Annotated in this window: 27 protein-coding genes and 1 tRNA gene; 20 read left to right on the top strand and 8 right to left on the bottom strand. The window is 63.7% G+C overall.

The genetic code is table 11. The features are described 5' to 3' along the window. Positions 1–41 precede the first annotated feature (41 nt). The 4 genes from ACZ1JY_RS03165 to ACZ1JY_RS03150 all read right to left on the bottom strand — a co-directional run bounded on the left by ACZ1JY_RS03165 (position 42) and on the right by ACZ1JY_RS03150 (position 1,631). The gene (locus tag ACZ1JY_RS03165; protein ID WP_465130331.1) at positions 42–260 is read right to left on the bottom strand and encodes a DUF2842 domain-containing protein; all 219 of its coding nucleotides are present in this window, start codon (positions 258–260) and stop codon (positions 42–44) included. Between the two features lie 2 nt (positions 261–262). After that, positions 263–844, bottom strand: coding sequence for a 5-formyltetrahydrofolate cyclo-ligase (locus ACZ1JY_RS03160; RefSeq protein ID WP_465130330.1), 582 nt, complete (start codon positions 842–844; stop codon positions 263–265). Between the two features lie 202 nt (positions 845–1,046). Further along, positions 1,047–1,400 carry a cell division protein ZapA gene (locus tag ACZ1JY_RS03155; protein WP_118073878.1) on the bottom strand — a complete coding sequence of 118 codons (354 nt, stop codon included), beginning with the start codon at positions 1,398–1,400 and terminating at the stop codon, positions 1,047–1,049. Positions 1,401–1,424: 24 nt separating this feature from the next. Beyond that, complete coding sequence (locus ACZ1JY_RS03150) at positions 1,425–1,631, bottom strand: hypothetical protein (protein ID WP_162896051.1); 207 nt, start codon at positions 1,629–1,631, stop codon at positions 1,425–1,427. Positions 1,632–1,851: 220 nt separating this feature from the next. Here ACZ1JY_RS03150 and tkt point away from each other — a divergent pair, with 220 nt between their 5' ends. The 5 genes from tkt to ACZ1JY_RS03125 all read left to right on the top strand — a co-directional run bounded on the left by tkt (position 1,852) and on the right by ACZ1JY_RS03125 (position 7,595). After that, complete coding sequence (gene tkt, locus ACZ1JY_RS03145; RefSeq protein WP_465130329.1) at positions 1,852–3,819, top strand: transketolase; 1,968 nt, start codon at positions 1,852–1,854, stop codon at positions 3,817–3,819. A gap of 21 nt (positions 3,820–3,840) precedes the next feature. Beyond that, positions 3,841–4,848: a type I glyceraldehyde-3-phosphate dehydrogenase gene (gap, locus tag ACZ1JY_RS03140; RefSeq protein WP_168903356.1), complete on the top strand. Its 1,008-nt coding sequence runs from the start codon at positions 3,841–3,843 to the stop codon at positions 4,846–4,848. An 11-nt stretch (positions 4,849–4,859) separates the two neighbouring features. Continuing rightward, positions 4,860–5,330: an MOSC domain-containing protein gene (locus ACZ1JY_RS03135; protein WP_465130328.1), complete on the top strand. Its 471-nt coding sequence runs from the start codon at positions 4,860–4,862 to the stop codon at positions 5,328–5,330. Then, on the top strand, positions 5,327–6,514 hold the full coding sequence (locus ACZ1JY_RS03130) for a phosphoglycerate kinase (protein WP_168903354.1): 1,188 nt from the start codon (positions 5,327–5,329) through the stop codon (positions 6,512–6,514). Before ACZ1JY_RS03135 ends, ACZ1JY_RS03130 begins: the two co-directional genes overlap by 4 nt. A gap of 175 nt (positions 6,515–6,689) precedes the next feature. Next, entirely contained in the window at positions 6,690–7,595 is a 906-nt protein-coding gene (locus tag ACZ1JY_RS03125) for a fructose bisphosphate aldolase (RefSeq protein WP_465130327.1), read from the top strand. A 72-nt stretch (positions 7,596–7,667) separates the two neighbouring features. On the opposite strand, the gene ACZ1JY_RS03120 is transcribed toward ACZ1JY_RS03125, so the two are convergent. Next, a complete protein-coding gene (locus ACZ1JY_RS03120) occupies positions 7,668–8,030 on the bottom strand; it encodes a hypothetical protein (protein ID WP_118073885.1) in 363 nt (120 codons plus the stop codon). Positions 8,031–8,110: 80 nt separating this feature from the next. Here ACZ1JY_RS03120 and thiE point away from each other — a divergent pair, with 80 nt between their 5' ends. The 3 genes from thiE (at position 8,111) to ACZ1JY_RS03105 (ending at position 12,000) form a co-directional block, all read left to right on the top strand. Next, positions 8,111–8,755, top strand: a complete 645-nt coding sequence (gene thiE, locus ACZ1JY_RS03115) for a thiamine phosphate synthase (protein WP_118073886.1) — start codon at positions 8,111–8,113, stop codon at positions 8,753–8,755. A 55-nt stretch (positions 8,756–8,810) separates the two neighbouring features. Beyond that, positions 8,811–9,983: a L,D-transpeptidase family protein gene (locus tag ACZ1JY_RS03110; RefSeq protein ID WP_465130326.1), complete on the top strand. Its 1,173-nt coding sequence runs from the start codon at positions 8,811–8,813 to the stop codon at positions 9,981–9,983. 64 nt (positions 9,984–10,047) lie between these two features. Continuing rightward, positions 10,048–12,000 (top strand): OPT family oligopeptide transporter, encoded by a 1,953-nt coding sequence (locus tag ACZ1JY_RS03105; protein ID WP_465130325.1) that lies wholly within the window; start codon positions 10,048–10,050, stop codon positions 11,998–12,000. On the opposite strand, the gene ACZ1JY_RS03100 is transcribed toward ACZ1JY_RS03105, so the two are convergent. Continuing rightward, positions 11,992–12,369, bottom strand: coding sequence for a hypothetical protein (locus tag ACZ1JY_RS03100; protein ID WP_206065541.1), 378 nt, complete (start codon positions 12,367–12,369; stop codon positions 11,992–11,994). The two genes, ACZ1JY_RS03105 and ACZ1JY_RS03100, sit on opposite strands and share 9 nt — an antisense overlap. Positions 12,370–12,476: 107 nt before the next feature. Here ACZ1JY_RS03100 and efp point away from each other — a divergent pair, with 107 nt between their 5' ends. The 3 genes from efp to ACZ1JY_RS03085 all read left to right on the top strand — a co-directional run bounded on the left by efp (position 12,477) and on the right by ACZ1JY_RS03085 (position 13,992). Continuing rightward, positions 12,477–13,040 carry an elongation factor P gene (gene efp, locus ACZ1JY_RS03095; protein WP_039332301.1) on the top strand — a complete coding sequence of 188 codons (564 nt, stop codon included), beginning with the start codon at positions 12,477–12,479 and terminating at the stop codon, positions 13,038–13,040. 3 nt (positions 13,041–13,043) lie between these two features. Next, entirely contained in the window at positions 13,044–13,868 is an 825-nt protein-coding gene (locus tag ACZ1JY_RS03090) for an inositol monophosphatase family protein (RefSeq protein ID WP_118073889.1), read from the top strand. Between the two features lie 40 nt (positions 13,869–13,908). Further along, a tRNA-Leu gene (locus ACZ1JY_RS03085) sits at positions 13,909–13,992 on the top strand. A 4-nt stretch (positions 13,993–13,996) separates the two neighbouring features. Here the strand turns inward: ACZ1JY_RS03085 and ACZ1JY_RS03080 are convergent. After that, on the bottom strand, positions 13,997–14,518 hold the full coding sequence (locus ACZ1JY_RS03080) for a hypothetical protein (RefSeq protein WP_465130324.1): 522 nt from the start codon (positions 14,516–14,518) through the stop codon (positions 13,997–13,999). A gap of 119 nt (positions 14,519–14,637) precedes the next feature. Between ACZ1JY_RS03080 and radA the strand changes: the two genes are divergently transcribed. The 9 genes from radA to ACZ1JY_RS03035 all read left to right on the top strand — a co-directional run bounded on the left by radA (position 14,638) and on the right by ACZ1JY_RS03035 (position 25,732). Next, entirely contained in the window at positions 14,638–16,005 is a 1,368-nt protein-coding gene (radA, locus tag ACZ1JY_RS03075; RefSeq protein ID WP_465130323.1) for a DNA repair protein RadA, read from the top strand. A 12-nt stretch (positions 16,006–16,017) separates the two neighbouring features. Beyond that, positions 16,018–16,572 (top strand): CvpA family protein, encoded by a 555-nt coding sequence (locus tag ACZ1JY_RS03070; protein WP_465130322.1) that lies wholly within the window; start codon positions 16,018–16,020, stop codon positions 16,570–16,572. A gap of 1 nt (position 16,573) precedes the next feature. Next, on the top strand, positions 16,574–17,002 hold the full coding sequence (locus ACZ1JY_RS03065; protein ID WP_465130321.1) for an iron-sulfur cluster assembly scaffold protein: 429 nt from the start codon (positions 16,574–16,576) through the stop codon (positions 17,000–17,002). An 88-nt stretch (positions 17,003–17,090) separates the two neighbouring features. Further along, on the top strand, positions 17,091–18,707 hold the full coding sequence (locus ACZ1JY_RS03060) for an MFS transporter (protein ID WP_465130943.1): 1,617 nt from the start codon (positions 17,091–17,093) through the stop codon (positions 18,705–18,707). Position 18,708: 1 nt separating this feature from the next. Continuing rightward, a complete protein-coding gene (gene alr / locus ACZ1JY_RS03055) occupies positions 18,709–19,767 on the top strand; it encodes an alanine racemase (RefSeq protein WP_465130942.1) in 1,059 nt (352 codons plus the stop codon). Positions 19,768–19,846: 79 nt separating this feature from the next. Then, the gene (gene phaR, locus ACZ1JY_RS03050; protein ID WP_118073894.1) at positions 19,847–20,398 is read left to right on the top strand and encodes a polyhydroxyalkanoate synthesis repressor PhaR; all 552 of its coding nucleotides are present in this window, start codon (positions 19,847–19,849) and stop codon (positions 20,396–20,398) included. Between the two features lie 68 nt (positions 20,399–20,466). Continuing rightward, on the top strand, positions 20,467–22,014 hold the full coding sequence (gene proS / locus ACZ1JY_RS03045) for a proline--tRNA ligase (protein ID WP_118073895.1): 1,548 nt from the start codon (positions 20,467–20,469) through the stop codon (positions 22,012–22,014). Between the two features lie 79 nt (positions 22,015–22,093). Further along, complete coding sequence (locus ACZ1JY_RS03040) at positions 22,094–23,413, top strand: M28 family peptidase (RefSeq protein ID WP_465130320.1); 1,320 nt, start codon at positions 22,094–22,096, stop codon at positions 23,411–23,413. Between the two features lie 39 nt (positions 23,414–23,452). After that, a complete protein-coding gene (locus tag ACZ1JY_RS03035; RefSeq protein WP_465130319.1) occupies positions 23,453–25,732 on the top strand; it encodes a ribonuclease R family protein in 2,280 nt (759 codons plus the stop codon). Here ACZ1JY_RS03035 and ACZ1JY_RS03030 read toward each other — a convergent pair whose 3' ends face one another. After that, on the bottom strand, positions 25,733–26,191 hold the full coding sequence (locus tag ACZ1JY_RS03030) for a universal stress protein (RefSeq protein WP_039332326.1): 459 nt from the start codon (positions 26,189–26,191) through the stop codon (positions 25,733–25,735). It abuts the gene before it with no gap. Positions 26,192–26,301 lie beyond the last annotated feature (110 nt).

Here is a 26,301-nt window from a genome sequence, read left to right as displayed (position 1 = left end):
AGGGTAAGCGATTAGACGGGGCTGTCCAATACCGTTAGCGCTCAGCCCCAGCGGCCGGTTTCCATCCAGATCAGGAAGCGTCGCAGCGGGAGGAGCCAGATCGTCCCGAGCACGACATAGGCTACAGTTTGCAGCAGGACATGCCATTGCCCGATGACGCCGGATAATGCTGCGACGCCCAGCGCATAGATGACCAGCCCCACGACCAGACCAAGAATGCCAATCGGTTTGCGCCAGGTCGGCTTGTAATCTTCCTTCACCCTCAGCGCTCCCAGGGACCGTAGATTCGTGTCGGGGTTACCACGGCATGCAGCGGGGCGTCATGCGCCTCACGGGGCAGGTGCTCGACAAGCTGGCAGTCCCAGGCAAGGCCGATCGGCAGGGTAGATGGATGCGCCTCGAGCCAGCGGTCGTAATGACCGCCACCTTGGCCGAGACGCGCGCCATCGGCGCTGAAACCGACGAGGGGAACGAACAGCACCTCAGGCACGACCTCGGCGGCCTCTGGTGCCGGCTGCACGATGCCCTTCCAAGGGCCGGGCTTGAGCAGTTCATCCACCCACGGTGATGCCCATTCGCGAAATACCATCGGCGATGAGCGGTCGGCAAACCACGGCAGTGCTATCTTGTGCCCTGCCTCATGCAGGACCTGTGCATAGGCGGTAGCCGGAGCCTCTGCCGGGCCGGCGAGATAGAGCCCGACGGTCGCACCTTCGGGGATCATCGCCAGAACCGGCGAGGGCGGGCGGCGGAACATCAGGGCCTTCACGCGGGGATCAAGCGCTGCGACGTGAGCATTGCGCCGCGCTCTCAATTCGGTGCGCAGCGCATTCTTGGCTTCCACGAGGTGCTCCGGAATCAGGAAAGTGAAGGGGGTGACGGGCCCACCATGGGTCGGTTGCTCGGAAAATCCTCTGACGCCTCGACGTCAGGTGGGGACCGCTTACCCGGGACCAGGGTCCCAGGCAGGGGCAGCCCCCTTGGATTGCTTATAGCCTCAGGGATGTTCATGCGGCTCGTGCCGGGCAGATCCCGTCACGCCCTAGTTAGGCGCTGACCGGCCCTTGCTCAAGGGCGGCAGCGAGTTTTTCGATGCGTTCTGCCAGTGCGTTGACCCGATCGACCAAGGCAGGGTCAATTTCGGCGCTATCGATCTGCGCAGGAGCGGGCGCGATTGCCGGTGCTGCATCAGGGGCAGGGGCAACCTTGTGCGCTTCGTGCAACTCGTCTGCCATCATCAATGCCGCGAACAGCAGCATCCGCGTCTCGCTTTGCTGGCCGCCAATCTTGCGGGCGCGCTCGTCGACCATGCGACCAAGCATCTCGATGTGGGCTTCCTCGCCATCGGCGCAGGAGACGGCGAAGTTCCGGCCGCCGATCGGAAGGCTGACGTTGCTCATGCCAGGGGGCTCATGTTCGGAGGCTCATTTCGGCAGGCCTGCCAGCAGCAGATCGAGCTGGCGCAATTCCTGGGCGACCGTGTCCTTCAGGCGCCGATGACGGACCTTGAGCAGCGCCAGCTCCTCGCCCGCTGCAGCCCCTGGGGTTCCCTGTTGCGCGACCGCTCCTTCGACCCGCGCGAGCGCCTGCTCAAGCCGGTCCAGAGCGGCGCCGAGTGCTTCCGTCGCCATGGCATGGCACGCTAGCACAATCGCAAGGGCGCGCAACACCGTGGCACGTCTGCGCCGGGGAAAGTCGGGCGCAGAAGCTCATATTGTGCACCTGCAATAAAGAAGCCGCCGCGCCAGCCTTGACCCTCGGCCCCATGGTGACCAAAGAGACCCCGCTCCGAATCACCGGATTCATGCGGCCACAGCCGTTCGGCCGCTCGCAGGGAAGGGCTTTTTCAGCATGACACGCGATTCCACCGCGCTGGCTCCCATGGCCAACGCGATCCGTGCGCTTGCCATGGACGCGGTTCAGGCAGCCAATTCCGGTCACCCCGGCATGCCCATGGGCATGGCCGACGTGGCAACGGTGCTGTGGACGCAGTTCCTGAAGCATGATCCTGCGGCGCCCAAGTGGTCCGACCGTGACCGATTCATCCTGTCGGCCGGCCACGGCTCGATGCTGATCTATGCGCTGCTTCACCTGACGGGCTACGAAAGCCCGACGATGGAAGACATCCGCAAGTTCCGCCAGATCGACAGCGTCTGCGCCGGTCACCCCGAGAACTTCCTGATCCCGGGCGTGGAATGCACCACCGGCCCGCTGGGTCAGGGCCTTGCCATGGCCGTCGGCTTCGCCATGGCCGAGCGTCACCTCAACGCGCAGTTCGGTGACGACCTGGTCGATCACCACACCTGGGTTGTCGCCGGCGACGGGTGCCTGATGGAAGGCATCAACCATGAAGCCGTGGGCCTTGCCGGAACGCTCAAGCTCGGGCGCCTCAACGTCCTATGGGACGACAACAAGATCACCATCGACGGCGATACCTCGCTTTCGACCACCGAGGACATTCTCGGCCGCTACACCGCGTCGGGCTGGCACGTGACGTCGTGCGACGGTCATGACTTCGCCGATATCGCTCGCGCTCTGGCCGAGGCCAAGGCCGATCCGCGTCCGTCGCTGGTCGCCTGCCGCACGGTGATCGGCAAGGGCGCGCCGAACAAACAGGGTGGCCACAACGTCCATGGCGCGCCGCTTGGCGCTGACGAAATCGCCGCTGCGCGCGAATATCTGGGCTGGACTTCGGCTCCGTTCGAAATCCCGGCTGACATTCTCGCCAACTGGCGCTCGTCTTCGGAAGCCGGCAAGGCCGCTCGCGCCGAGTGGGAAAAGCGCGCCGCTGCCAACCCGCAGGCTGCCGAACTCGCTCGCCGCATGGATGGCGACCTTCCGGCCGAAACCGGTTTCGATGCCTACATCCAGTCGCTGATCGCCACGCCGCCCAAGGTTGCGACCCGCAAGTCGAGCGAAATGGCACTGGAAGCGTTCACCGCCAACGTGCCCGAGATGGTGGGTGGTTCGGCCGACCTTACCGGTTCGAACAACACCAAGACCAAGTCGACCGCACCGTTCACGCCGGAAAGCTATGACGGGCGGTATGTCTACTACGGCATCCGCGAATTCGGCATGGCCGCCGCGATGAATGGCATGGCGCTGCACGGCGGGATCATCCCCTACGGTGGCACCTTCCTGGTTTTCTCCGACTATTGCCGCAATGCCGTGCGCATGTCGGCCCTGCAGCATGTCCGTGCGATCTACGTGTTCACCCACGATTCGATCGGCCTTGGCGAAGACGGCCCGACCCATCAGCCGGTCGAGCATGTCATGTCCCTGCGCATGATCCCGAACCTGCTGGTGTTCCGCCCGGCCGACGCCATCGAAACAGCGGAAGCCTGGGCGCTCGCTCTGGCCAACAAGGACCGTCCGTCGGTCCTCGCGCTCACTCGCCAGAACCTGCCACCAGTCCGTTTCGACGCCGAGATGAAGAGCGCCAGGGGCGCCTACCGTCTCGTCGCGTCGTCCTCGGCCCGCAAGGTCGTGCTTCTGGCAACCGGCTCCGAAGTGGAAGTGGCGATGAAGGTCGCTGCAGCGCTTGAAGAGAAGGGCCTTGGCGCCGACGTCGTCTCGGTTCCGTGCTGGGAACTGTTCGACGAGCAGGACGCGGCCTACAAGGCAGACCTGCTGCCAGCCGACGCGCTCAAGGTCTCGATCGAGGCTGGCGTAACCCTGGGCTGGCAGAAGTATGTCGGCGATGGGCTGTCGATCGGCATCGACACGTTCGGCGCATCGGCTCCGATCGACGCCCTTTATGATCACTTCGGCCTCACCGCCGAAAAGATTGTCCCGCAGATCCTCTCGCGGGTTTCGTAATTCAAACAGGAGATACCTGACATGGCGATCAAGGTTGCAATCAACGGTTTCGGACGCATCGGGCGTAACGTCGCCCGCGCCATCCTCGAACGGCCCGATTGCGGCCTTGAGCTGGTCTCGATCAACGACCTGGCCGATGCCAAGGCGAACGCCCTGCTGTTCAAGCGCGACAGCGTCCACGGCGCATTCGCGGGCGAAGTTTCGGTCGATGGCAATGACCTGATCGTTGACGGCAAGCGCATCCAGGTCACGGCCGAAAAGGATCCGGCCAACCTGCCGCACGCCGCCAATGGCATCGACATTGCGCTGGAATGCACCGGCTTCTTTACCGACCGTGCGGGCGGCCAGAAGCACCTCGATGCAGGCGCCAAGCGCGTGCTCATCTCGGCTCCGGCCAAGGGTGTCGATCTCACTGTCGTCTTCGGCGTGAACCACGACAAGCTGACGGGTGATCACCTGATCGTCTCGAACGCTTCATGCACCACCAATTGCCTCGCGCCGATGGCCAAGGTCTTGCATGAATCGATCGGGATCGAGCGTGGCCTGATGACCACGATCCACTCGTACACCAACGACCAGAAGATCCTTGACCAGATCCACAAGGATCCGCGCCGCGCCCGCGCCGCTGCGATGAACATGATCCCGACCAGCACCGGCGCTGCCGTTGCCGTCGGGGAAGTTCTGCCCGACCTCAAGGGCAAGCTCGATGGATCGTCGATCCGCGTGCCGACCCCGAACGTCTCGGTCGTCGACCTGACCTTCACGCCCAAGCGCGACACGACCGTTGAAGAAGTCAACGGCCTGCTCAAGGCTGCGGCCGAAGGCGCGCTGAAGGGCGTGCTCGGCTACACCGAAGAGCCGCTGGTCTCGATCGACTTCAACCACGACCCGCATTCGTCGACCATCGACAGCCTCGAGACCGCCGTGCTCGAGGGCAAGCTGGTCCGCGTCCTGTCGTGGTACGACAACGAGTGGGGCTTCTCCAACCGCATGCTCGACACTGCGGGCGCGATGGCGAAGTTTCTCTAAGGTACGCTGAAGTGAGCGGGCGTCTCGGAGGCATTGCACGGCATGATCGGCCGCGCGGGGCCATTGAGACGCTCGATCACGTTTCGGTTACCCGCGAGCTTGGGGTCCGTGGCGACTTGCGCGGTGCGGTGCGCCCCGGCAAATCCGGCCGCAGACAGATTTCGCTTATCGAGGCGGAAAGCTGGGCTGCTGCTGTCGCAGAACTACGCCCTGCGCCAGATCATGATTTGCCGTGGCACGTCCGCCGGGCAAACCTGCTGGTCCACGGTATCCGCTTGCCCCGCGAGGCGGGCAAGATCATCGCCATCGGCAAGAGCCTGCGGATCGAGACCACCTGCGAATGCGACCCGTGCAGCCGCATGGACCAAATCCTGCCCGGCCTGAAACTCGCGCTGATGCCAGACTGGCGCGGCGGGGTGCTCGGCCGGGTGCTGACCGATGGCGAAATCGCGATCGGCGACGAAGTGAGGATCGAGGAATGAGCTTCAAGACTCTGGACGATATCGGCGACCTGACCGGCAAGACCGTGCTCGTGCGAGAAGACCTCAACGTGCCGATGGCCGACGGCGCCGTTTCCGATGACACCCGCCTACGTGCTACCGTCGCGACTCTGAACGAACTGTCGGACAAGGGGGCCAAGGTTCTGGTTCTGGCCCATTTCGGCCGTCCCAAGGGGCAGCCTTCGGAAGAGTTCTCGCTGAAGAAGCTCGCTGCACCGCTCTCGCACGTGCTTGGCCGTCCCGTCAGTTATATTGACTGGGAAGGCGACAAGGCTGCGGTTGCGGCATTGGCACCGGGCGCCATCGCGGTGCTCGAAAACACCCGCTTCTTTGGCGGCGAGGAAAAGAACGATCCGGCCGTGATCGAGCGCTTCGCCAGCCTCGGCGATATCTACGTCAACGACGCCTTCTCGGCCGCCCACCGCGCACATGCGTCGACCGAGGGTCTCGCCCATGTGCTGCCAGCCTTCGCTGGCCGCGCGATGGAGGCCGAACTCAAAGCCTTGCAGAAGGCTCTGGGCGAGCCGGAACGTCCGGTCGCGGCGGTTGTCGGCGGCGCAAAGGTCTCGACCAAGCTCGACGTGCTAAAGCATCTTGTGACCAAGGTCGATCACCTGATCATCGGTGGCGGCATGGCTAACACGTTCCTAGCGGCGCGTGGCGTCAACGTTGGCAAGTCTCTGTGCGAGCATGATCTCAAGGCAACCGCCGAGGAAATCCTCGACAATGCCGACAAGGCCGGCTGCACCGTGCACCTGCCTTACGATGTGGTCGTGTCCAAGGAATTTGCAGCCAATCCGCCCAGCTTGCGCACCTGCAACGTCCATGAGGTCGCCGAGGACGAGATGATCCTCGACGTGGGGCCAGCAGCGGTCGAAGCTTTGGGCGATGCGCTGAAGACCTGCCGTACTTTGGTGTGGAACGGCCCGATGGGTGCTTTCGAGACCGAACCGTTCGATGCGGCCACGGTCGCCCTGGCAAAGACGGCCGCTGCCCTGACCAAGGAAGGTTCGCTGGTTTCGGTGGCGGGCGGTGGCGACACCGTCGCCGCGCTCAACCACGCGGGCGTTGCTGCCGATTTCACCTACATTTCGACGGCGGGCGGTGCCTTCCTCGAATGGATGGAAGGCAAGGAACTGCCGGGCGTGGCAGCCCTCGAAGGCTAAAAAATTCAGGAGCGCGTGTTGCACTGCGGCACGCGCTCCTTTATGGCGCATATCCGCATAGGTATGCGCCCTTTCAGACGCTCTTCGAATTTCGGGAGCGTCTTTCAAAAGCGCTTTTACGCATAGGTATGCGGAGACGGAATTCCGCCGTTTCTGCGCAGAACAGGACCCGCAGATGAACACGACCGAAATGACCGCGAAGATGGCCTCCGGCAACGGCTTCATTGCCGCACTTGACCAGTCGGGCGGTTCGACGCCGAAGGCTCTCAAGGGCTATGGCATCGAAGAGGGTGCGTGGGCCTCGGAAGAGGAAATGTTCGGCCTGATCCACGAAATGCGCGCCCGCATCATCCGTTCGGACGCATTCTCCGGCGAAAAGGTCATCGGCGCCATCCTGTTCGAGCGTACGATGGATGGCAAGGTTGATGGCAAGCCTGTCCCACAGGCGCTGATCGAGAAGGGCGTGGTCCCCTTCATCAAGATCGACAAGGGTCTGGAAGACGAAGCCAATGGCGTTCAGCTGATGAAGCCGATGCCGACGCTGGACGATCTGCTGGCCCGTTCGAAGGCGATGGGTGTCTATGGCACCAAGGAACGTTCGGTAATCAACTCGGCCAACCGTGAAGGCATTGCGGCCGTGGTGGCGCAGCAGTTCGAAGTCGGCAAGCAGGTCCTCAGCCACGGCATGATGCCGATCATCGAGCCCGAAGTGAACATCAAGAGCGAGACCCGCGCCGAGTGCGACGCGATCCTGCTCGAGGAAACCCTCAAGAACCTCGACGCGCTGGCAGACGGTGTGCAGGTCATGCTCAAGCTTTCGCTGCCGATCGTGCCGTGCACGTTTGACCCGCTGGTCAACCATCCGAAGGTTCTGCGTGTCGTCGCCCTGTCGGGTGGCTACAAGCGTCCCGAGGCTTGCGTCGAGCTGGCCAAGAATACCGGCATCATCGCCAGCTTCAGCCGCGCCCTGCTCGAAGACCTGCGTCACCAGATGACCGATGCGGAATTCGATGCCTCGCTGGCCGCGGCAATCGACGAAATCTACACGGGTTCGACGCAGAAGACTCTCGTCGCCGCCTGATCCCCGTTTGAGAGGACGGAAAGGCCACCCCGTCACCGGCACAGCCGGGGCGGGGTGTTTTATTGTGCGGGGTTATTGCGCGACGCTGAAGTGGAACAGGTAGTCCGACGGCTTGAGCTTCTTGCCGGCAAGGCGCCCGGGCTCGACTCTATCGAGCATGATACCTTCACTCGGCTCACCCAGCGTGAAACGTCTGGTCTCGAACATGCCGCCGCGTTGCAGCGTTGCTTCGACAATCACGCGACCGGCCCACACGCAGCGCGCATTCATCGGGCAGCGGCTGTCTTCAATCAGCGAATCGACACGCACCTTGTCAGCACCGACAAGCGTTGTCTGGCCAACCATCGCGTGGCCATCAGTGCGTTCGGGTTTCGTGGTTGTTGCACAAGCGGCAAGAGCAACCGCCGGGATGAGGGCAAGGAAGGCTTTGGTCATCCCTCGACAATGCTCTCGCCGGATGAACCGTTCCGGAACCGAAGTTGCAGCGGCGGCGGCTTACCGATAAGGCGCCCGGCATGGCAAAGCTTTCCTCCGAACTCTACCTGATCTCGCCGCTCGATGTTGCAGGCACCTTTCCCGAACGGCTCGCCCGCGCGCTCGATGCAGGGCCCGTGGCAGCATTCCAGTTCCGGGTGAAGGGCGTGGACGAGCATGAGGCTGCGCGTCTTGCCGAACCGCTTCAGCGCATCTGCGCGGACCGCGAGGTCGCCTTCATCGTCAACGATTCGATCAGCCTGGCCAGGCGCCTTGGCGCCGATGGCGTGCACCTCGGGCAGGACGATGGCGACGTTAAGGACGCGCGTGACCGTCTTGGCCGCAACGCGCAGATCGGCGTTACCTGTCATGACAGCCGCCACCTCGCCATGGATGCAGGCGAGGCGGGGGCCGACTACGTTGCGTTCGGCGCCTTCTTCCCGTCCAGCACCAAGGACACCAAGCACGTCGCGGGGCTGGACCTGCTTGAATGGTGGCAGTCGATCTTTGAACTGCCCTGCGTTGCGATCGGGGGCATCACGCCGCAGAACTGCGCGCCGCTGATCCAGGCCGGCGCCGACTTTCTGGCCGTCAGCAATGCCGTGTGGAGTGGCGACGAGGCGGCCAATGTGGCGGCCTTCTTTGACGCAATCCGCGCAAATCCGCGACTGAACGAGGACTCCTGACGGAACCGGCGGCGAGGGCAGGGGGTTCTGGAGAGGCAATGTCTCCGGAGCGCCAATGTCCCGTTTCAATCTAGCCGCATCGTCTTTCCTTATTCTCGGCGTGGTGGGCCTCAGCGCCTGCAATTCGAACAAGCCTGAGCCAACCCCCAGCGAGACCGTGGCAAGCGCACCCGCGTTCACGGTGCCGATGGCGTCAAATGATCCTGCGCCGGGGCAGCCGCCTCAGCAGGAAGACGCGGCGCGCCCGGTGATGCAGGCGCAAGTGGTGTTGGAACGGCTCGGGTTCTCTGCCGGCATCATCGACGGCAAGACCGGCCTATCAACCACGAATGCCGTGAGCGGCTTCCAGAAGGCCAACGGCCTGCCCGTTACCGGCAAGTTTGACGATGTGACGATGAAGGCGCTGTCGCGCTGGTCGAACATTGCCGCAACACGCGTCGTCACGATTCCCGAAGAGTTTGCAGCAGGCCACTACGAACCGCTGCCGAAAGACCCGGCGCAGCAGGCCAAGCTTCCGGCAATGGGCTACACCTCGCTGGAGGAGAAGCTTGCCGAGCGCTTTCATACTACGCCCGAGGTTCTGCGCGGATTGAACCCCTCTCTGGCACAAGTTGCCGCAGCGCGAGAAGCCGCCATGAAGGAACGGCAGACCCGCAATCCGCCAACGGCCGACACGCCCCCGGTCGAAGCGTATCGCGCCGGAATGCAGCTTCGCGTGCCCAACATTGGCGGCGACCGGATCGATCCAGACAAGGTCGACAACAAGGGCTGGCTCTCGACACTGGCGAACCTGGGTGTAAGCGACGCCCAGCCCGAAGCGGCCCGCATCGTCGTCAGCAAGTCCAAGGGAATCCTTGAAGCTTACGACAAGTCCGAGAAGCTGGTGGCCGTCTTCACCGTCACCACCGGATCATCCCACGATCCGCTGCCGCTCGGCGACTGGAAGATCAACGGAAAATCCTACAACCCCGAGTTCTCCTATGACGCCAGCCTGTTCTGGGACGTGCCCGACAGCAAGGGCGAACATCTCCTGCCGCCCGGCCCGAATGGCCCCGTCGGTGTGGTATGGATCGACCTTTCCAAGGAACACTACGGCATCCATGGAACGCCCGAGCCACAGACCATTGGACGCGCCGAAAGTCATGGCTGCGTGCGCCTGACGAACTGGGACGCAGCGCGGCTTGCACAGATGGTAACGGGCGCGACGAAGGTTTCGTTTGTAAGCTGATGCCGCTTCCCATGCGTGCTTCGTCGTGCAAGACAGTCCACCGTTTACACCGGATGGAGCAGAAATGAGCGGCATGGCCCCAAGGGAACTGACAATTCGCGGCGTGGTGCTGGGCGCGATCCTGACGATCGTGTTCACGGCCGCCAACGTCTACCTTGGCTTGCGCATCGGCCTGACTTTCGCGACATCGATCCCGGCGGCTGTCATCTCCATGGCGGTTCTGCGCGCGTTTTCGGGCGCGACGATCCAGGAAAACAACATTGTCCAGACGATCGCCAGTTCGGCAGGCACGCTGTCTGCAATCGTGTTCGTGCTGCCCGGCCTCGTCATGGTCGGATGGTGGGCGGACTTCCCTTACTGGGAGTCGGTCGCGGTCATTGCCGTCGGCGGTATCCTTGGCGTGATGTATTCCGTGCCGCTGCGTCGCGCTCTGGTGACCGGCTCCGACCTTCCCTATCCCGAAGGTGTCGCCGCTGCTGAAGTTCTCAAGGTTGGGGCAGGGGTTGGTGGTGCGGAAGAGAACCGGAAGGGCCTTGCTGCAGTAACCGCGGGCGGCCTTCTAGCTGCGCTCTACCCCTTGCTCGCCAAGATGAAGCTGGCGGTTGAAGAAGTGGGCGGCGCGTTCAAGGTCGGCACCGGCGGTTCGATGTTGACTGGCGGACTGTCGCTTGCACTCGTCGGCGTTGGTCATCTTGTCGGCCTCGCTGTGGGTATCGCCATGCTCGTCGGCATCGTCATCAGTTTCGGCATCCTGCTCCCACAACTTACTGAAGGCGGAGTGCCAGCCGGCACCGAGCTTGCCGATTTCGTTGGCACCGTGTTCCGCCAGAAGATCCGCTTCATCGGCGCGGGCACGATCGGCGTCGCGGCGATCTGGACCCTGCTCCGGGTGATCGGCCCGATCGTGAAGGGCGTGACGGCGGCCATCGCTGCCAATCGCGCCCGCAGCGGAGCCGGGATGGACAGCCTCGACCTGACCGAGCGAGACATTCCCATCGGCATCGTCGGCGGCACCATACTTGCGGCGATGATCCCGATTGCCTTGCTGCTGGCAGACTTTGCTACCGGAGGCCCGGTTGCTGGCGCTCTTGGCCTGTCGCTGGTCGCGTCGGTGCTCTATGTCCTTGTCGCCGGCATCATCATCGCATCAGTGTGCGGTTACATGGCCGGCCTGATCGGCGCATCCAACAGTCCGATCTCCGGCGTCGGCATCCTCGCCGCGCTCGGCATCTCGCTCCTTCTGCTCGGGCTGTTCGGGCGCGGGCTGGGCGAGGACGACACCAAGGCGCTCGTCGCCTTCGCACTGTTCGTCACCGCCATCGTGTTCGGCGTCGCAACGATCTCGAACGACAACCTTCAGGACCTCAAGACCGGCCAGCTCGTCGGGGCAACGCCGTGGCGTCAGCAGGTCGCTCTCGTCCTGGGTGTGCTGTTCGGCGCGCTAGTGATCCCGCCGATCCTCGACTTGCTCAACTCCACTTTCGGCTTCCAAGGAGCGCCCGGCGCAGGCGAGAACGCGCTTTCGGCCCCGCAGGCCTCGTTGATCTCCGCCATTGCCCAAGGCGTACTGGGCGGCAATCTCGATTGGAACCTCGTCGGTCTCGGCGCAGCGATCGGCGTGGGCGTTATCTTCGTCGACGAGATCCTGAAGCGTAACGGCAACCGCTCGCTCCCGCCGCTTGCCGTCGGCATGGGCATGTATTTGCCAACTTCGGTAACGATCATGGTCATCGTCGGCGCGGTCCTCGGCCACCTTTACAATGGCTGGGCCGCGCGTCAGTCCGCGCCCGAATTTGCCGAGCGCATGGGAGTCCTTACCGCCACCGGCCTGATCGTCGGCGATAGCCTGTTCAACATTGCCTACGCCGCAATCGTCGCGGCGACCGACAATCCGGATGCCTTGGCCGTGGTCGAGGATTTCCCGGCGGCGCTGCCGTTTGGTGTGATCGCGTTCGGCGGTATCATCGCCTACGCCTACTGGCGCATGCGCCGTGACAGCGCGGTAGGATTAGCCTGAGGCCGAAAGGTTGACCGGCCCGGCGTGGACGCAACGCAGGTTCAACGGCTTGTCGTCCGTCGCCAGTTCGCGCATGATTTCCTCGCCGTCCATCTGGAACCGGCGGCCGGCGAACACGCCGCTCGTCATCGTCACCTTGTCTGCCAGGCGCAGATAGGTCCCGCGTGAGCCATCTGGCGCGATGTAGCTCGAATCCGGGATCGTTTCGAACCCCAGTTCAGGCTTCACGACCGGCATCACCGCAGCATCGCCCGGCACTTCGCAAGTCCAGCCGCCCTTGGGCAGGACCATGAGCCTGCCACCCGGCACCGCTTGGGCAACGCCGGCAAGACCGAGAACTCCGACTGCGAAAACAACCATGCGCTTCATGCCCCTGCGCTAGCACGTGGCGGCCGCGTTGGGCAATCGCGCTTGAAGCTTTGGGCCTGAACCGCTAAGGGCCGCGCTTCCCTACTCACGGTAAGGCTCTTTCCATCATGAAGATCAGCGGCGTGGACATCCGTCCGGGCAATATCCTGGAATACGAAAAGGGCATCTGGAAGGTCGCAAAGACCCAGCATACCCAGCCCGGCAAGGGCGGCGCCTTCATGCAGGTCGAGATGAAGAACCTCATCGACGGCCGCAAGACCAACGTCCGCTTCCGCAGCGCCGACACTGTCGAGCGCGTCCGTCTCGACACCAAGGACTTCCAGTTCCTCTACGCCGAGGGCGAGGACCTGGTGTTCATGGACGTCGAAACCTACGACCAGATCAACCTGCCCAAGGACCTGCTCGGCGATGCCGCCGCGTTCCTGCAGGATGGCATGACCGTGCTCCTCGAAATGTATGACGAGCGCCCGATTTCGGTGCAGCTGCCGGAACAGGTCGAAGCCACCATCGTCGAAGCCGACGCCGTGGTGAAGGGCCAGACCGCCTCTTCGTCGTACAAGCCCGCCATCCTCGACAATGGCGTGCGCGTGATGGTGCCGCCGCATATCGAAAGCGGCACGCGCATCGTCGTCGACGTGTATGAGCGCAGCTACGTCGGCAAGGCGAACTGATCGATGGCAGCCATTTCCGGCCTGATGCGCGTGATGGAGCGCGCGGCGCGCAAGGCGGGTGGCCGCCTCCGCCGCGACTTCGGCGAGATCGAGCATCTTCAGGTCAGCAAGAAGGGCCCGGCAGACTTCGTCTCCAAGGCAGACCAGCACTCCGAACGCACGCTGTGGGATGAACTCCGTGCAGCGCGTCCGGGCTGGGGCTTCCTCATGGAAGAAGGTGGCGAGATCGCCGGTGAGCCGGGCAAGCCGCGCTTCATCATCGATCCGCTCGACGGCACCAGCAATTTCCTCCACGGCATTCCGCACTTCGCGATCTCGATCGCCGTGCAGGAACCGACGCTGGACGGGAAGGGCTGGGGCGAAGTCACCGCTGCGCTGGTCTATCAGCCGATCACCGACGAGAGCTTCTGGGCCGAAAAGTCGCAAGGCACATGGTTGCAGGACCGCCGCCTGCGCGTTTCGGCACGCCGTCATCTCGACGAGGCGCTGATCGCCACCGGCATCCCGTTCTCCGGTCGGGGCGACATGGGCGAATGGATTCGCATCTACAGCGAACTCGGCCCCCGCATTGCCGGCATCCGCCGCTTCGGCGTCGCCTCGCTCGATCTTGCCTGGGTCGCCGCAGGCCGTTTTGACGGGTTCTGGGAATCCGGTCTCTATCCCTGGGATACGGCAGCTGGGTGCCTGCTCGTGCGCGAAGCTGGCGGTTTCGTGTCCGATTACAAGGGCCGCTCGCAGCCGATCTGCGACGAGACGATTCTCGCCGGTAACGATGCGCTGCACTCGAAGCTCCACAAGCTTCTTGCCGGCGCGCTCCGTAACGCTTGACCTTTCGGGACGGCGCTGGCTAAGGCCGGTGCCGTCCAGTGCCCCTGTGGCGGAATGGTAGACGCGAACGACTCAAAATCGTTTGTAGAAATACGTGCCCGTTCGAGTCGGGCCAGGGGCACCATTCCCTAATCGACAGCATCCGAGCCGGATCGTAGCGCCGATTGCGCCGCAAGTGCGCTGATCTGCTCGGGCGTCGGCGTTATCTGCCCTTGTTCCAGGCGCTTCTTCCGTTCTTCCTCAAGCTTGCGCAGATAGGCCGCGCGTTGTGCGGGCGTCATTCGGGCGAGCGCCGCCTGGTCAACTTCTATGATGATTGCGCTCGGCCCGGTCGTCATTCCTTCGGGAATGATACCGCTGTTGCCGCCTGATCCCCCGCTGCCATCCATGGGTGCGCCGAATTGACCGGTGTAGCCACCCTGTCCAGACGACGATCTTCGCTGGCTTGAGCGGTTATCGACCAGCTTGGCCTTGCCGCTCCGCACCTTGGCGGCCTGGCGCTCGGCATGGTTGTCGGCCTGCGCCATCGCCTCTTGCGCATCGCCGTTCGCGAACACGGCGATGACGGTCGACAGGGCAACGGTGATGACCGCAAAGTGGCGGTACATCTTGGGCTGGATACCAAGAAAATGATCGGACGGCGCGGCCATGGCTAAGGGACATACCTGATCTGCCGTTAAGGATGCTGCCCTACATCGTGGTTAGCAAAGTGCTACGGAAATGGCGGGGATGCGCTTGCGTTCCGCCTATGTTCTGGTAATCGCATGGCATGGCCAAACCCAAACGTCGCTTCGTCTGCCAGGCCTGTGGCAGCGTCACCACCCGCTGGCAGGGGCAATGTGTCGATTGCAGCGAATGGAATACGCTGACGGAAGAAGCTCCGGAAACGATCTTCTCGGCCAAGCATGACTTGTCGAGCGGGGGACGCCGCGTTGCGTTCGTTCCGCTTGATGCGCCCGTCGCGCTTCCCGTGCGGCGATCCACTGGCATTGCCGAGTTCGACCGGGCGCTGGGCGGCGGGCTCGTTCCCGGTTGTGCTGTGCTGATGGGCGGTGATCCCGGCATCGGCAAGTCGACCTTGCTCCTCCAGGCCGCGGCGAAGATCGCGATGGCAGGCGGCGAGGCTGTCTATATCAGCGGCGAAGAAGCGTCGGACCAGGTTCGCCTGCGGGCTGACCGCCTCGGCCTCGGCAAAGCACCAATCCAGTTGGCTTCGGCGACGTCAGTGCGAGATATCCTGACCACGCTTGGCTCGATGAACCCGCCATCGCTGCTGGTGATCGATTCGATCCAGACGATGCATTCCGACCAGATCGAAGGTGCGCCCGGGACGGTCAGCCAGGTCCGCGGCTGCGCGTTCGAACTTATCCGTTATGCCAAGGAAACCGGCGTCTCGCTGGTGTTGGTCGGCCACGTGACCAAGGATGGCTCGATCGCCGGCCCCCGCGTGCTCGAACATATGGTCGACGTGGTCATGAGCTTCGAAGGGGAGCGCAGCCACCAGTACCGCATCCTTCGCGCGATCAAGAACCGCTTCGGCGCTGTGGACGAGATCGGCGTCTTCGCCATGGCCGGGGCAGGGCTCGAAGAAGTCGGCAATCCCTCGATGCTGTTCCTTTCGGGGCACGAGGATCAGGTTGCTGGCAGCGCCGTGTTCCCGGCCCTCGAAGGCACCAGGCCCGTTCTGGTCGAAATTCAGGCGCTGACAGTCAGGCTGGCGAGCGGGGCCACCCCGCGGCGCGCCGTGGTCGGGTGGGACAGCGGCCGACTTGCCATGTTGCTGGCGGTGCTCGAGGCTCGATGCGGGCTCAGTTTCTCCACCGCGGAAGTCTATCTCAATGTCGCCGGCGGTTACCGCCTGACCGACCCTGCCGCCGATCTTGCCGTAGCCGCAGCCCTGATCTCGGCCTTGTCGGACCGTCCGCTGCCTGCCGCTTCGATCTGGTTCGGGGAAGTTTCGCTGGCTGGCGAAGTCCGACCGGTGGCTCACACGCCCGTCCGCCTGCGCGAAGCGGCCAAACTGGGCTTCAGCCTCGGCTGCGGACCCGAAGCTGGCGCCGAAAAGGTCGACGGCCTGCGCTACTCTCCGCTCAAGCTGCTGCCAAATCTCATTGACCGCATAATGGGCGCCTCATAGGTTCCCGGCACAATGACCGGTCTTGATTATGTCGTTCTGATCTTCCTCGGCATCGGTGCCGTCGGCGGATTCATGCGTGGCTTCATCGAGGAAGTGCTTTCACTGGCCGCTTGGTGCATTGCCTTGCTGGCAGTGCATTATTTCCACGCACCGCTGACGATTTGGCTGGCAGGACATTTACCGACCGAGACCGGGGCTGGGGTCCTCGCCTTCTTCCTGTTGCTGCTGCTCCCTTATTTTCTGACCCGCATGATTGCCCGTCGGATGGGCTCGGCCAGTCGGGATTCGGCGATCGGACCGATTGATCGCGTGCTTGGATTCGGGTTCGGAGCCGTCAAGGGCTTCATCATCGTCGTATTGGGCTATTCGATCATCGTCTTCGGCTATGATCTGGTCTGGGGCGAGGACGGGCGGCCGCAGTGGATCGTGCAATCGCGCGCCTATCCCTTCCTCAATGCTGCCAGTGAAGAATTGCTGACACTGATCTCCGAGCGTCGTGAACAGGCCGCCGATCAGGCACGTGAGGTTGCCAAGCGCAAGGCGCGCAAGCAATTGCTGGGCGAATAGGATGTCCGGGCGCGGGCTCTACACGCCCGAAGTCCTCGGGCAGGCCATGGCCTTGGCCCGATATCCGTGGGTGTCGGATGCGCCGTATCACGGCGCGGCGCGGTCACGCAGTTGTGGTAGCTCGATCGAGCTTTCGCTCGGCACCGACGCTGCGGGCGCAATTCAAACAATCGGCGTTCGCCCCCACGCCTGCGCCGTGGGTCAGGCTGCGGCCGCAGTGTTTGCCGAGCATGCCTTTGGCTGCTCGCGATCTGACATTGCGATGGCACGCGCCTCTCTGGCGACATGGTTGGCGGGAGAGGGCAAGCTGCCCGCGTGGCCGGGCGTTGGTCTGCTGGAACCGGCGCTCGCCTATCCCGCCCGGCATGCAGCGATCCTGCTGGCGTGGGATGCTGCGCTGGACGCTCTGCCAGAGCAAGTCTGCCCCTGATCGAATGCGGGGCTTGCCGCAGGCGATGCCGCTTGGCTACAGCACCGTTCGATAAGAGTGACGCGGGGGAAATCGAGTGCCAGATACCATGAAGCACGGGGGAGCCGTGGAGCCGAGCGCTTCCGACATCCGGCTCGTCATCGCCGCAAGTTCAGCGGGTACCGTGTTCGAATGGTATGATTTCTTCATCTACGGCACACTTGCCGCGATCATCGGCAAGACGTTCTTCCCGTCCGACAACGCAACGCTTCAGTTGCTGCTGGTATGGGCAGGGTTTGCTGTGGGCTTCGGCTTTCGTCCTCTGGGCGCTGTGCTGTTCGGTTTCCTGGGCGACAAGCTCGGCCGGAAGTACACGTTCCTCGTTACCGTAACGCTCATGGGCATCGCGACGGCAGGTGTTGGCCTTATTCCCTCGGCTGACAGCATCGGTCTTGTCGCGCCCGCCATCGTCATTCTTCTGCGGATTTTGCAGGGCCTTGCGCTCGGCGGCGAATACGGCGGCGCTGCGGTCTACGTGGCGGAACATGCGCCCGGCGGACGGCGGGGTTACTACACCAGCTATATCCAGGCGAGCGTGGTCGGCGGTTTCGTGCTGAGCCTCATCGTGGTCCTGACCAGCAAGAGCGTGATGAGCGAGGCGGTTTGGAATACGTGGGGCTGGCGCGTGCCATTCCTGGTCAGCCTCGCTCTTCTGGCGGTGTCGTTGTGGATGCGCCTGAAGCTGTCGGAAAGCCCGGTTTTCAAGGCGATGAAGGAACAGGGTGAGCTCGCAAGCAATCCCTTTGTCGAGAGCTTTACCTATCCGGGCAACAAGCGCCGGATCTTCATCGCGCTGTTCGGCATCGCTGCTGGGCTGACCGTGATCTGGTACACCGCGATGTTCTCGAGCCTCGCGTTCCTCAAGTCTGCCATGCGGCTTGACGATACCTGGGCCGAGATCATCGTCGGCATCGGCGGCGCGATCGGCATGATGTTCTACCTGATGGCAGGCGCACTTTCGGACCGGATCGGGCGCAAGAAGCCCATCGTGATCGGATATGCGCTCACGCTCCTGTTGCTGTTCCCCACGTTCTGGCTTCTGGGTTCCGCAGCCAATCCCGAGCTTGCTGCGGCCGCGCAAAGAAATCCTGTCGTCGTTTCCGGAGCAGAGTGCGATTACAGTCCATTCAAGGGCGAGCAGGCGAGCAAGTGCGGCAAGCTCCTGTCCGATCTGTCGGCTTCCGGGATTTCCTACTCTCTGAAGCAGAAGGGCAACTTCGCCGTAACTGTCGGGGGCCAGGTGCTGACTCTGGCAAACTATCCATGGACAGAAAAGGCGTCCGTCCGGGCGCAGGCGCTCCAGACCGAACTGGCACTCTTCGGCTATGATTTTGCCAAGGTGAAGCCTTCGCCGCTGCGCCTTGCCCTGATCCTCGGCGCGCTGCTGCTGCTCATGGCCATGTCGGGCGCGACGTATGGCCCTGTCGCCGCGCTGCTTTCCGAGATGTTCCCGCCGCGGATACGTTATAGTTCGATGTCGATCCCCTATCATCTGGGCACCGGGTATTTCGGGGGTTTCCTGCCACTGATTTCAAGCTACATCGTCGCCCGGACCGGCGATCCCTACGCTGGCTTGTGGTACACTTGGGTAATCGTCCTCGTTGCGTTTCTGGTCTCGCTGTGGGGCTTGAAGCCAGGACTGCCCGCTGATTTCACGGACGACTGACATCACCTTTCCTGCCCCGCCAGCCCCGACGCTCCGCCTCGGCTTCGATGCCGAGGCGCTCGCCGCCAACTGGCGCGCGCTCGATGCCCTGTCCGGCCGGGCGCGCGCCGGGGCTGCGGTGAAAGCCGATGCTTATGGCGTGGGTGCGGCGCGGGTTGTTCCGGTGCTTGCTGCGGCGGGATGTGACACCTTCTTCGTGGCGCATTGGACAGAAGCGGCAGAGATTCTGCCTCTTGTGCCTGCCGCATCCATTGCAGTCCTGCATGGACCGTTGACCTGCGAGGAAAGCGAATTTGCCCGAGCAACAGGTGTCCGCCCTGTCATCAACAGCATGGAGCAGGCGCGGCGTTGGAGCAGTGGCGGAGGAGGTCCTTGCCACCTGATGGTCGATACCGGGATGAACCGTCTCGGCGTGCCGCCTGACTGCCTTGGCGATCCCGAAATCGGCGCGCTCCAGATCGACCTGTGCATGAGCCATCTGGCGAGTGCGGACGAAGACGTCCCGCAGAACGAATCGCAGCTGCGGCTGTTCGATGCGGTCCGCCGCAGCATTCCAGCCCGGCGTTACAGCCTCGCCAACAGCGCGGGCATTGCGCTTGGCGAGGCCTATCATGCCGATCTGACGCGGCCCGGCCTCGCCCTTTATGGCGGCATTGCCCGGTCCGAACTGGTGCCGCACATCCGCCCGGTGGTTCGGCCCGAAGCGGCGCTGTTGCAGACTCGCACGCTGCAGGCGGGTGACCGGGTGGGATACAATGCACTGTTCACCGCCGATCGCGCGATGCGGATCGGGATCATTTCACTCGGTTATGCTGACGGATACCTGCGATGCTGGTCCGGCATCGGCACGTTTCTTTGGCAGGGACGAAAGGCGCAGGTCTTGGGGCGGGTGTCGATGGACCTGACGATCGTCGATCTGGCGGAAATGCCCGATTGCCACGAGGGCGACTGGTTAACGGCGGACTACCGGCTTCCGGACGCAGCCGCACAAAGCGGGCTTTCGCAGTACGAATTGCTGACTCTGATGGGCAAGCGCTTCTCTCGCCAAAATGGATTCTGACGGGGGTTGTTAAGATTTGTTGCGCCGCACATGCTGCACATGCTAATACTATCGGCACGTCGCAGTGGGGGCCCAAACCATGGCCAGTGAATCCAAGTCCAGCGGCACGGTTATAATCAAGAAGTACGCAAACCGTCGCCTCTACAATACCAGTACCTCAAGCTACATCACGCTCGACCATCTTGCACAGATGGTTAAGGACAATGTCGACTTTCAGGTGATCGATGCCAAGACGGGTGCGGATCTGACGCACGCGATCCTGACGCAGATCATCATGGAGGAGGAATCCGCCGGCGAGCAGATGCTGCCGACCAATTTCCTGCGACAGCTGATCTCGATGTACGGCAATTCGATGCAGGCATTCCTGCCGGGCTATCTGGAAGCTTCGATGGAGCACTTCCGCGAGAACCAGGCCAAGATGCGCAAGGCGATCGAGGAAAGCATCGGCGCCAATCCGCTCGCCCAGATCGCGCAGCGCAACATGGAAATGTTCAAGGCTGCGGCCGCCGCCTTCGTTCCGGGCGCGACGGCCAAGGACGAGACTGCTCCTGCTGCCGAAGGCGATGACCTTGATGTCCTGCGCAAGCAGATGGCAGACATGCAGAAGAAGCTCGACGAGCTTTCCAAGTAAGCAGCTTTCCTTCCCGTGATGCCTATGACGGCATTGCGGGAAGCGCTTTTGCGCTTTAACGCGCCCTCATGAACAAGCCCGCAATCAAGCACGCGCTCAACGTCAAGCGCGCTGACGACTTCGCCCAATGGTATCAGGCCGTGATTTCGGAGGCCGAGCTTGCCGAGGAATCCGGCGTGCGCGGCTGCATGGTGATCAAGCCGTGGGGCTATGGCATCTGGGAGCGCATCCAGAAGCTGATGGACGCGGAGATCAAGGAAGCGGGCGTCGAGAACTGCTACTTCCCGCTGTTCATCCCGCTGTCCTACTTCGCCAAGGAAGCCGAGCACGTCGAAGGCTTTGCCAAGGAGATGGCGGTCGTCACCCACCACCGCCTGATCTCTGACGGCAAGGGCGGACTGACGCCCGATCCCGAGGCCAAGCTGGAAGAGCCGCTGGTCGTTCGCCCGACCTCGGAAACGGTGATCGGTGCGGCAATGGCGCGCTGGGTCCAGTCGTGGCGCGACCTGCCGCTGATGGTCAACCAGTGGGCGAACGTCGTGCGCTGGGAAATGCGCACCCGCATGTTCCTGCGCACCAGCGAGTTCCTCTGGCAGGAAGGCCACACCGCGCACGCCGACGAAGCCGATGCGATGAACGAGACGCTGCGCGCTCTCGAAATGTATCGCGCCTTTGCCGAAGGCCCGCTGGCGATGCCGGTGATCGCTGGGCCCAAGCCCGAGAACGAACGCTTCCCCGGCGCGGTCGAGACTTTCTCGATCGAAGCCATGATGCAGGACGGCAAGGCGCTTCAGGCCGGCACTTCGCATTACCTTGGCACCACATTCGCCCAGGCTGCGGGCATCCGTTATCAGGACAAGGAAGGCCAGCAAGCGCTGGCGCACACCACATCGTGGGGCGTTTCGACGCGCCTGATCGGTGGCGTGATCATGACCCACGGCGACGACGACGGCCTTCGCGTGCCGCCTCAGGTGGCGCCCCAGCAGATCGTGATCCTGCCGATGCTGCGCGACAACGACGGCGACGAGGCGCTGCTGGCGTACTGCGAAGACATCCGCAAGGCCTTGGCCAAGCAGAGCGCCTTTGGCGAGCGCGTGCGCGTCCTGCTCGACAAGCGTCCGGGCAAGGCCACGCAGAAGCGCTGGGCCTGGGTGAAGCGCGGCGTGCCGCTGATCCTCGAGATCGGCGGCCGCGATGCCGAAGGCGGGCAGGTTTCGGCGCTGCGTCGCGACAGGCTGTGGCGCGAGGATGCCAAGCCCAACTTCATCGGGCAGGCCAAGGACGACTTCATTGCCTCGGCTGCAGCGGAACTCGAGGCTATACAGAATTCGCTCTACGAAGAAGCGCGCCAACGCCGCGATGCGCAGATCGTGCGTGACGTGACCGACCTTGACGGCCTGAAGACCTACTTCGCCGAGGGCAACAAGTACCCCGGTTGGGTGGAAATGGGCTGGAGCAAGCCTACCGGCGCGGCGCTTGACAAGGTGGTCGAGCAGCTCAAGGCGCTCAAGCTGACGATCCGCAACACGCCGCTGGATGCTGCAAAGCCGGACGGGATGTGCCCGTTCACGGGCGAGCCGGCGATCGAGAAGATCCTGATCGCACGGGCTTACTGATCGAAGGGGGTGGCAGGCAACTGCCACCCTTTTTGCAAGGGGCCTTGGCGTTGCCGGCCTTGGCGCTAGTCTCGGCAGGATGAGATACGCGCTTTACCTGGCTCCGTTGCTTTGTTCGACCGCCGCCCTGGCCGCGCCCGAGGACGCCATCTCCGAGGCACGGCTTCGCGCCGATGTCGAAAAGCTGGTCGGCTTCGGCACGCGCCACACGCTGTCTTCGCAGACCGACCCGAAGCGGGGGATCGGTGCGGCGCGCAAATGGGCCGAAGCGGAGTTTCGCAAGAGCACGGCCGCCTGCGGCAACTGCCTGGAGATCGTGCTGCCGGAAACGGTGGTAAGCGGCGATCGGGTGCCGGTGCCGACGCGCCTTGTCGATGTGGTAGCGATCCAGCGCGGCGCGGAACGCCCCAACGAGGTCGTGATCGTGCAGGGCCACATCGACAGTCGCGTATCGGACGTGCTCGATGCGACGAAGGATGCGCCGGGCGCGAACGATGACGGCTCGGGCACCGCCCTGGTGATCGAGGCCGCGCGGGTGCTGTCGAGGGAGAAGTTTCCGACCACCATCGTCTACGCTGTGCTTTCCGGTGAAGAGCAGGGATTGCTCGGCGGCAAGCTGCTTGCCGATTATGCGGCACAGCAGGGCTGGACGGTGAAGGGAGTGCTCAACAACGATATCGTCGGCGGCTCGACCGGATCAGACGGTTACAAGGACGACGCGCACGTTCGCGTCCTGTCCGAAGGCCCGCGCGCCGATGCCACCGATGCCCTGCGCGCCCAGATGCGCCGCTATGGCGGTGAGAATGACAGCCCGTCGCGCAACATCTCCCGCTGGGTTGCCAAGCTTGCCGAGAGGGACGCCGCCGGGCTTGCCGTGCGCCAGATCTGGCGCGCTGATCGGCTCGGCCGTGGCGGTGATCAGTTGCCGTTCTCGGACAAGGGCTACCCCGCGATCCGCTTCACCGTGGCGGTCGAGGATTACGAACACCAGCATCAGGACCTGCGCACCGAGGGCGGCGTGAAGTTCGGAGATACTATCGACGAAATGGACTTTCCCTACCTCGCCAAGGTGACGCGACTGAACGTGCGCGCGCTGGCGAAGCTGGCACGGACACCAATGCCGCCAGTTCCCGTCGTCAAGGGCGCAGTGCAGGCGAGCACGGACATCGCGTGGCAGCCTGTGGCGGGGGCAGCGCGCTATGTGCTGTGGCAGCGCCGTACCGATGCGCCGATGTGGGAGACGCGGTTGCTCGAAACCTCGGACGTCAAAGCAAGCCTGCCGGGTGTGCGCGCGGACGACTGGTTGTTCGGCGTCAGTGCAGTGGCAGCAGATGGCAATGAAAGCCCGATCGCTTCGGCGGTGCCAGGCGGTCAGTTCGCCCCGCTTCCGAAGCCTTAAATTCTTGCCATACGCGACCATAACGACCACATGCCGCCAATGGCCAAGAACAAGTTTCCGCAAGGGCTCCCGACGCGCCAGCAGGTGCTGGACTTTATCGCACAATCGGACGAGCCTGCGGGCAAGCGCGAGATTGCCAAGGCTTTTGGCCTGAAAGGCACCGAGAAGATCGCGCTGAAGACGCTGCTCAAGGACATGGCCGAGGAAGGCCTGATCGATGGCAACCGCAGCGCCTTCCACGCGATGGGCGGCGTGCCGCGCGTTACAGTGCTGCGCATTGTCGAAATCGACGAGGGCGAACCGGTCGCCATCCCCGACAGCTGGCAGCCTGAGGACGCAAGCCCGCCGCCGCGCCTGCGCGTGGTGGAGCCCCGGGGCAAGGCGCGGGAGCGCGGCCCGGCGCTGCGCGTCGGCGATCGCATTCTGGCGCGCACCGAGGAAGCGGGGAAGGGCTGGCTCGCCCATCCGATGAAGAAGCTCCAGGGCGGCGAAGAGCAGTTGATGGGCGTCGTCGAACTGGACGGCGCTGGCAAGGGCTGGCTCGCGCCGGTCGACAAGCGCGTGCGCAATGCCGTGCCGATCTCGGACCTTGGCGGGGCCGAGGCGGGGCAACTGGTGCTGGCCGAGCCTGCCGGGCGTTCGCCGCGCTCGGGCATGAAGGTTGTGGCCGTGCTCGGCGATCCTCTGGCGCCGCGTGCGTTCAGCCTGATCGCGATCCACAAGCACGGCATTCCGTTCGTGTTCCCCGAAGCCGCGATCCGCGAGGCCGAGGACGCAGCGAAATTGCCGCTGAGCGAAGACAAGCGCGAGGACCTGCGGCACCTGCCGATCGTGGCGATCGACCCGGCCGATGCGCGCGACCATGACGACGCCATCTGGGCCGAGCCGGACGGGCAGGGCGGCTTCAACGCTCTCGTCGCGATTGCTGACGTCAGCTTTTATGTCCGCCCAGGCGGGCAGACCGACCGCGAGGCGCGCAAGCGCGGCAACTCGGTCTACTTCCCCGACCGCGTCGTGCCGATGCTGCCCGAAGTGCTGTCGGCGGACGTCTGTTCGCTGAAATCGGGCGCTGACCGCGCGGCAATGGCCTGCCACATGTCGATCGACAGCGAGGGCCGGATCAAGGACTGGCGCTTTACCCGTGCGATCGTGCGGATCGCCGAAGTGATCGCCTACGAAGAAGCGCAGCGGCGCATCGATGCGGGTGAAGCCGAGGCGCATCTTGCCAACTTGTGGGACGCGTGGCGACTGCTGGAAAAGGCGCGGAATGCGCGCGATCCGCTGAACCTCGAACTGCCCGAGCGCCGCGTGGTGCTCGACGAACAGGGCAAGATTGCAGAGATCGCAATTCGCGAACGGCTCGATGCGCACCGCGTCGTCGAGGACTTCATGATCGCGGCCAACGTTGCGGCGGCCAAGGCGCTGGAGGCGAAGGTCGCGCCGGTGGTCTATCGCATTCACGAACCGCCGAGCCGGGAAAAGCTGGTGGCGCTGAAGGACTATCTGGCGACATTCGATCGCAAGTTTTCGCTGGGGCAGGTCATCACGCCTTCGCTATTCAACCGCATGCTCAAGGACATCGCTGACGAGGCGGAGAAGGCGCTGATCATGGAGGCGGTGCTGCGCAGCCAGACGCAGGCTTATTATGGCCCGCGCAATGCCGGGCACTTCGGCCTCAGTCTCGGGTCTTACGCTCACTTCACCTCGCCGATCCGGCGGTATTCCGACCTGCTGGTGCATCGCGCGCTGGTTGATGCTTATGGGCTGGAGCAGCCGCGGCCCAAGGCCGACCTGCCGCCGACGTCGGGCTTGTCCGACCGCGACCGGGGCGACCTGGCGCGCGTGTCCGAAGCCATCAGCAATGCCGAACGCCGTGCGATGGAGGCCGAGCGCGACACCATTGACCGCTACGTCGCGGCCTGGCTTTCGGGCAAGGTCGGTGAGGTCTTCGATACGCGAATCACTGGCGTCCAGAAGTTTGGCCTGTTCGCCACGATCATCGGCCTAGGTGGCGATGGCCTCGTGCCAGTCTCCACGCTGGGGGCGGAGCGCTTCAACTATGACGAGAAGGCGCAACGCCTGATCGGGGAGTTGAGCGGCGAGGAATTTGCCATGGGCCAGATCCTCAAGCTGCGCCTTGCCGAGGCCAACCCGCTGACCGGCGCGCTCAAGTTCGAGCCGGTGGACGTGGCCGAGGGCGTGCAGCGGATCGAACGTCGCGGGGGCAAGATGGAACACAAGCCCAAGCGGCAGGGAAACTACATCGCCGGCAAGCGCGGCCGCCCATCGAACATCCGGCACCAGGGCAAGCGCAAATGATCAGCTGAAGCGGTCGATTTCCTCGTCCGAGATCGCGCCGGGGACGATCATCAGCGGGCAGGGCAGCTGGCCGGCAATTCCGGCGAAGTGGCTGACCAGAGGCCCGGGATTGCCGCCTCCGGCTGCGCCCAGCACCAGCGCGGAGACTTCCGGGTGCTCGCCCAGGTATTCGCGCACCACTTTCGGGCCATCGCCCATGCGTACCGAGATTTGCGGAGAAAGGCCTGACTCGCTGGCAAGACTTCCGGCAGCGGTCATGGCGAGGACTTCGGCGCGATCGCGCGCTTCCTCCTCGATCGTGGCCTGGACCCCGCCGAACGCAACGAACTGCTGCTGCGGCACCAGGGCAAGAATGTGGACAGTGCCATCGGTGCGCACCGCGCGCCTTGCCGCGAAGCGCAAGGCGCCCTTGGCTTCGTCAGTCTCGTCCATGATGACCAGATATATGCGCTGCGACATGGCGAATTGTCCTCTCGACGCACACGTATCGGCAAATTCGTATGCGGCGCAAGCGGCAAGCCACTTGACCCGACGCGCCAGACTGGTGAAATGGGCCTGACAAAAGATGC

It is taken from the genome of Novosphingobium sp. BL-A-41-Hi4B-X5A (genome assembly GCF_055521705.1).
The sequence above is the reverse complement of the archived record's forward strand: the minus strand, read 5'-3'. Positions and strand labels throughout refer to the sequence as shown.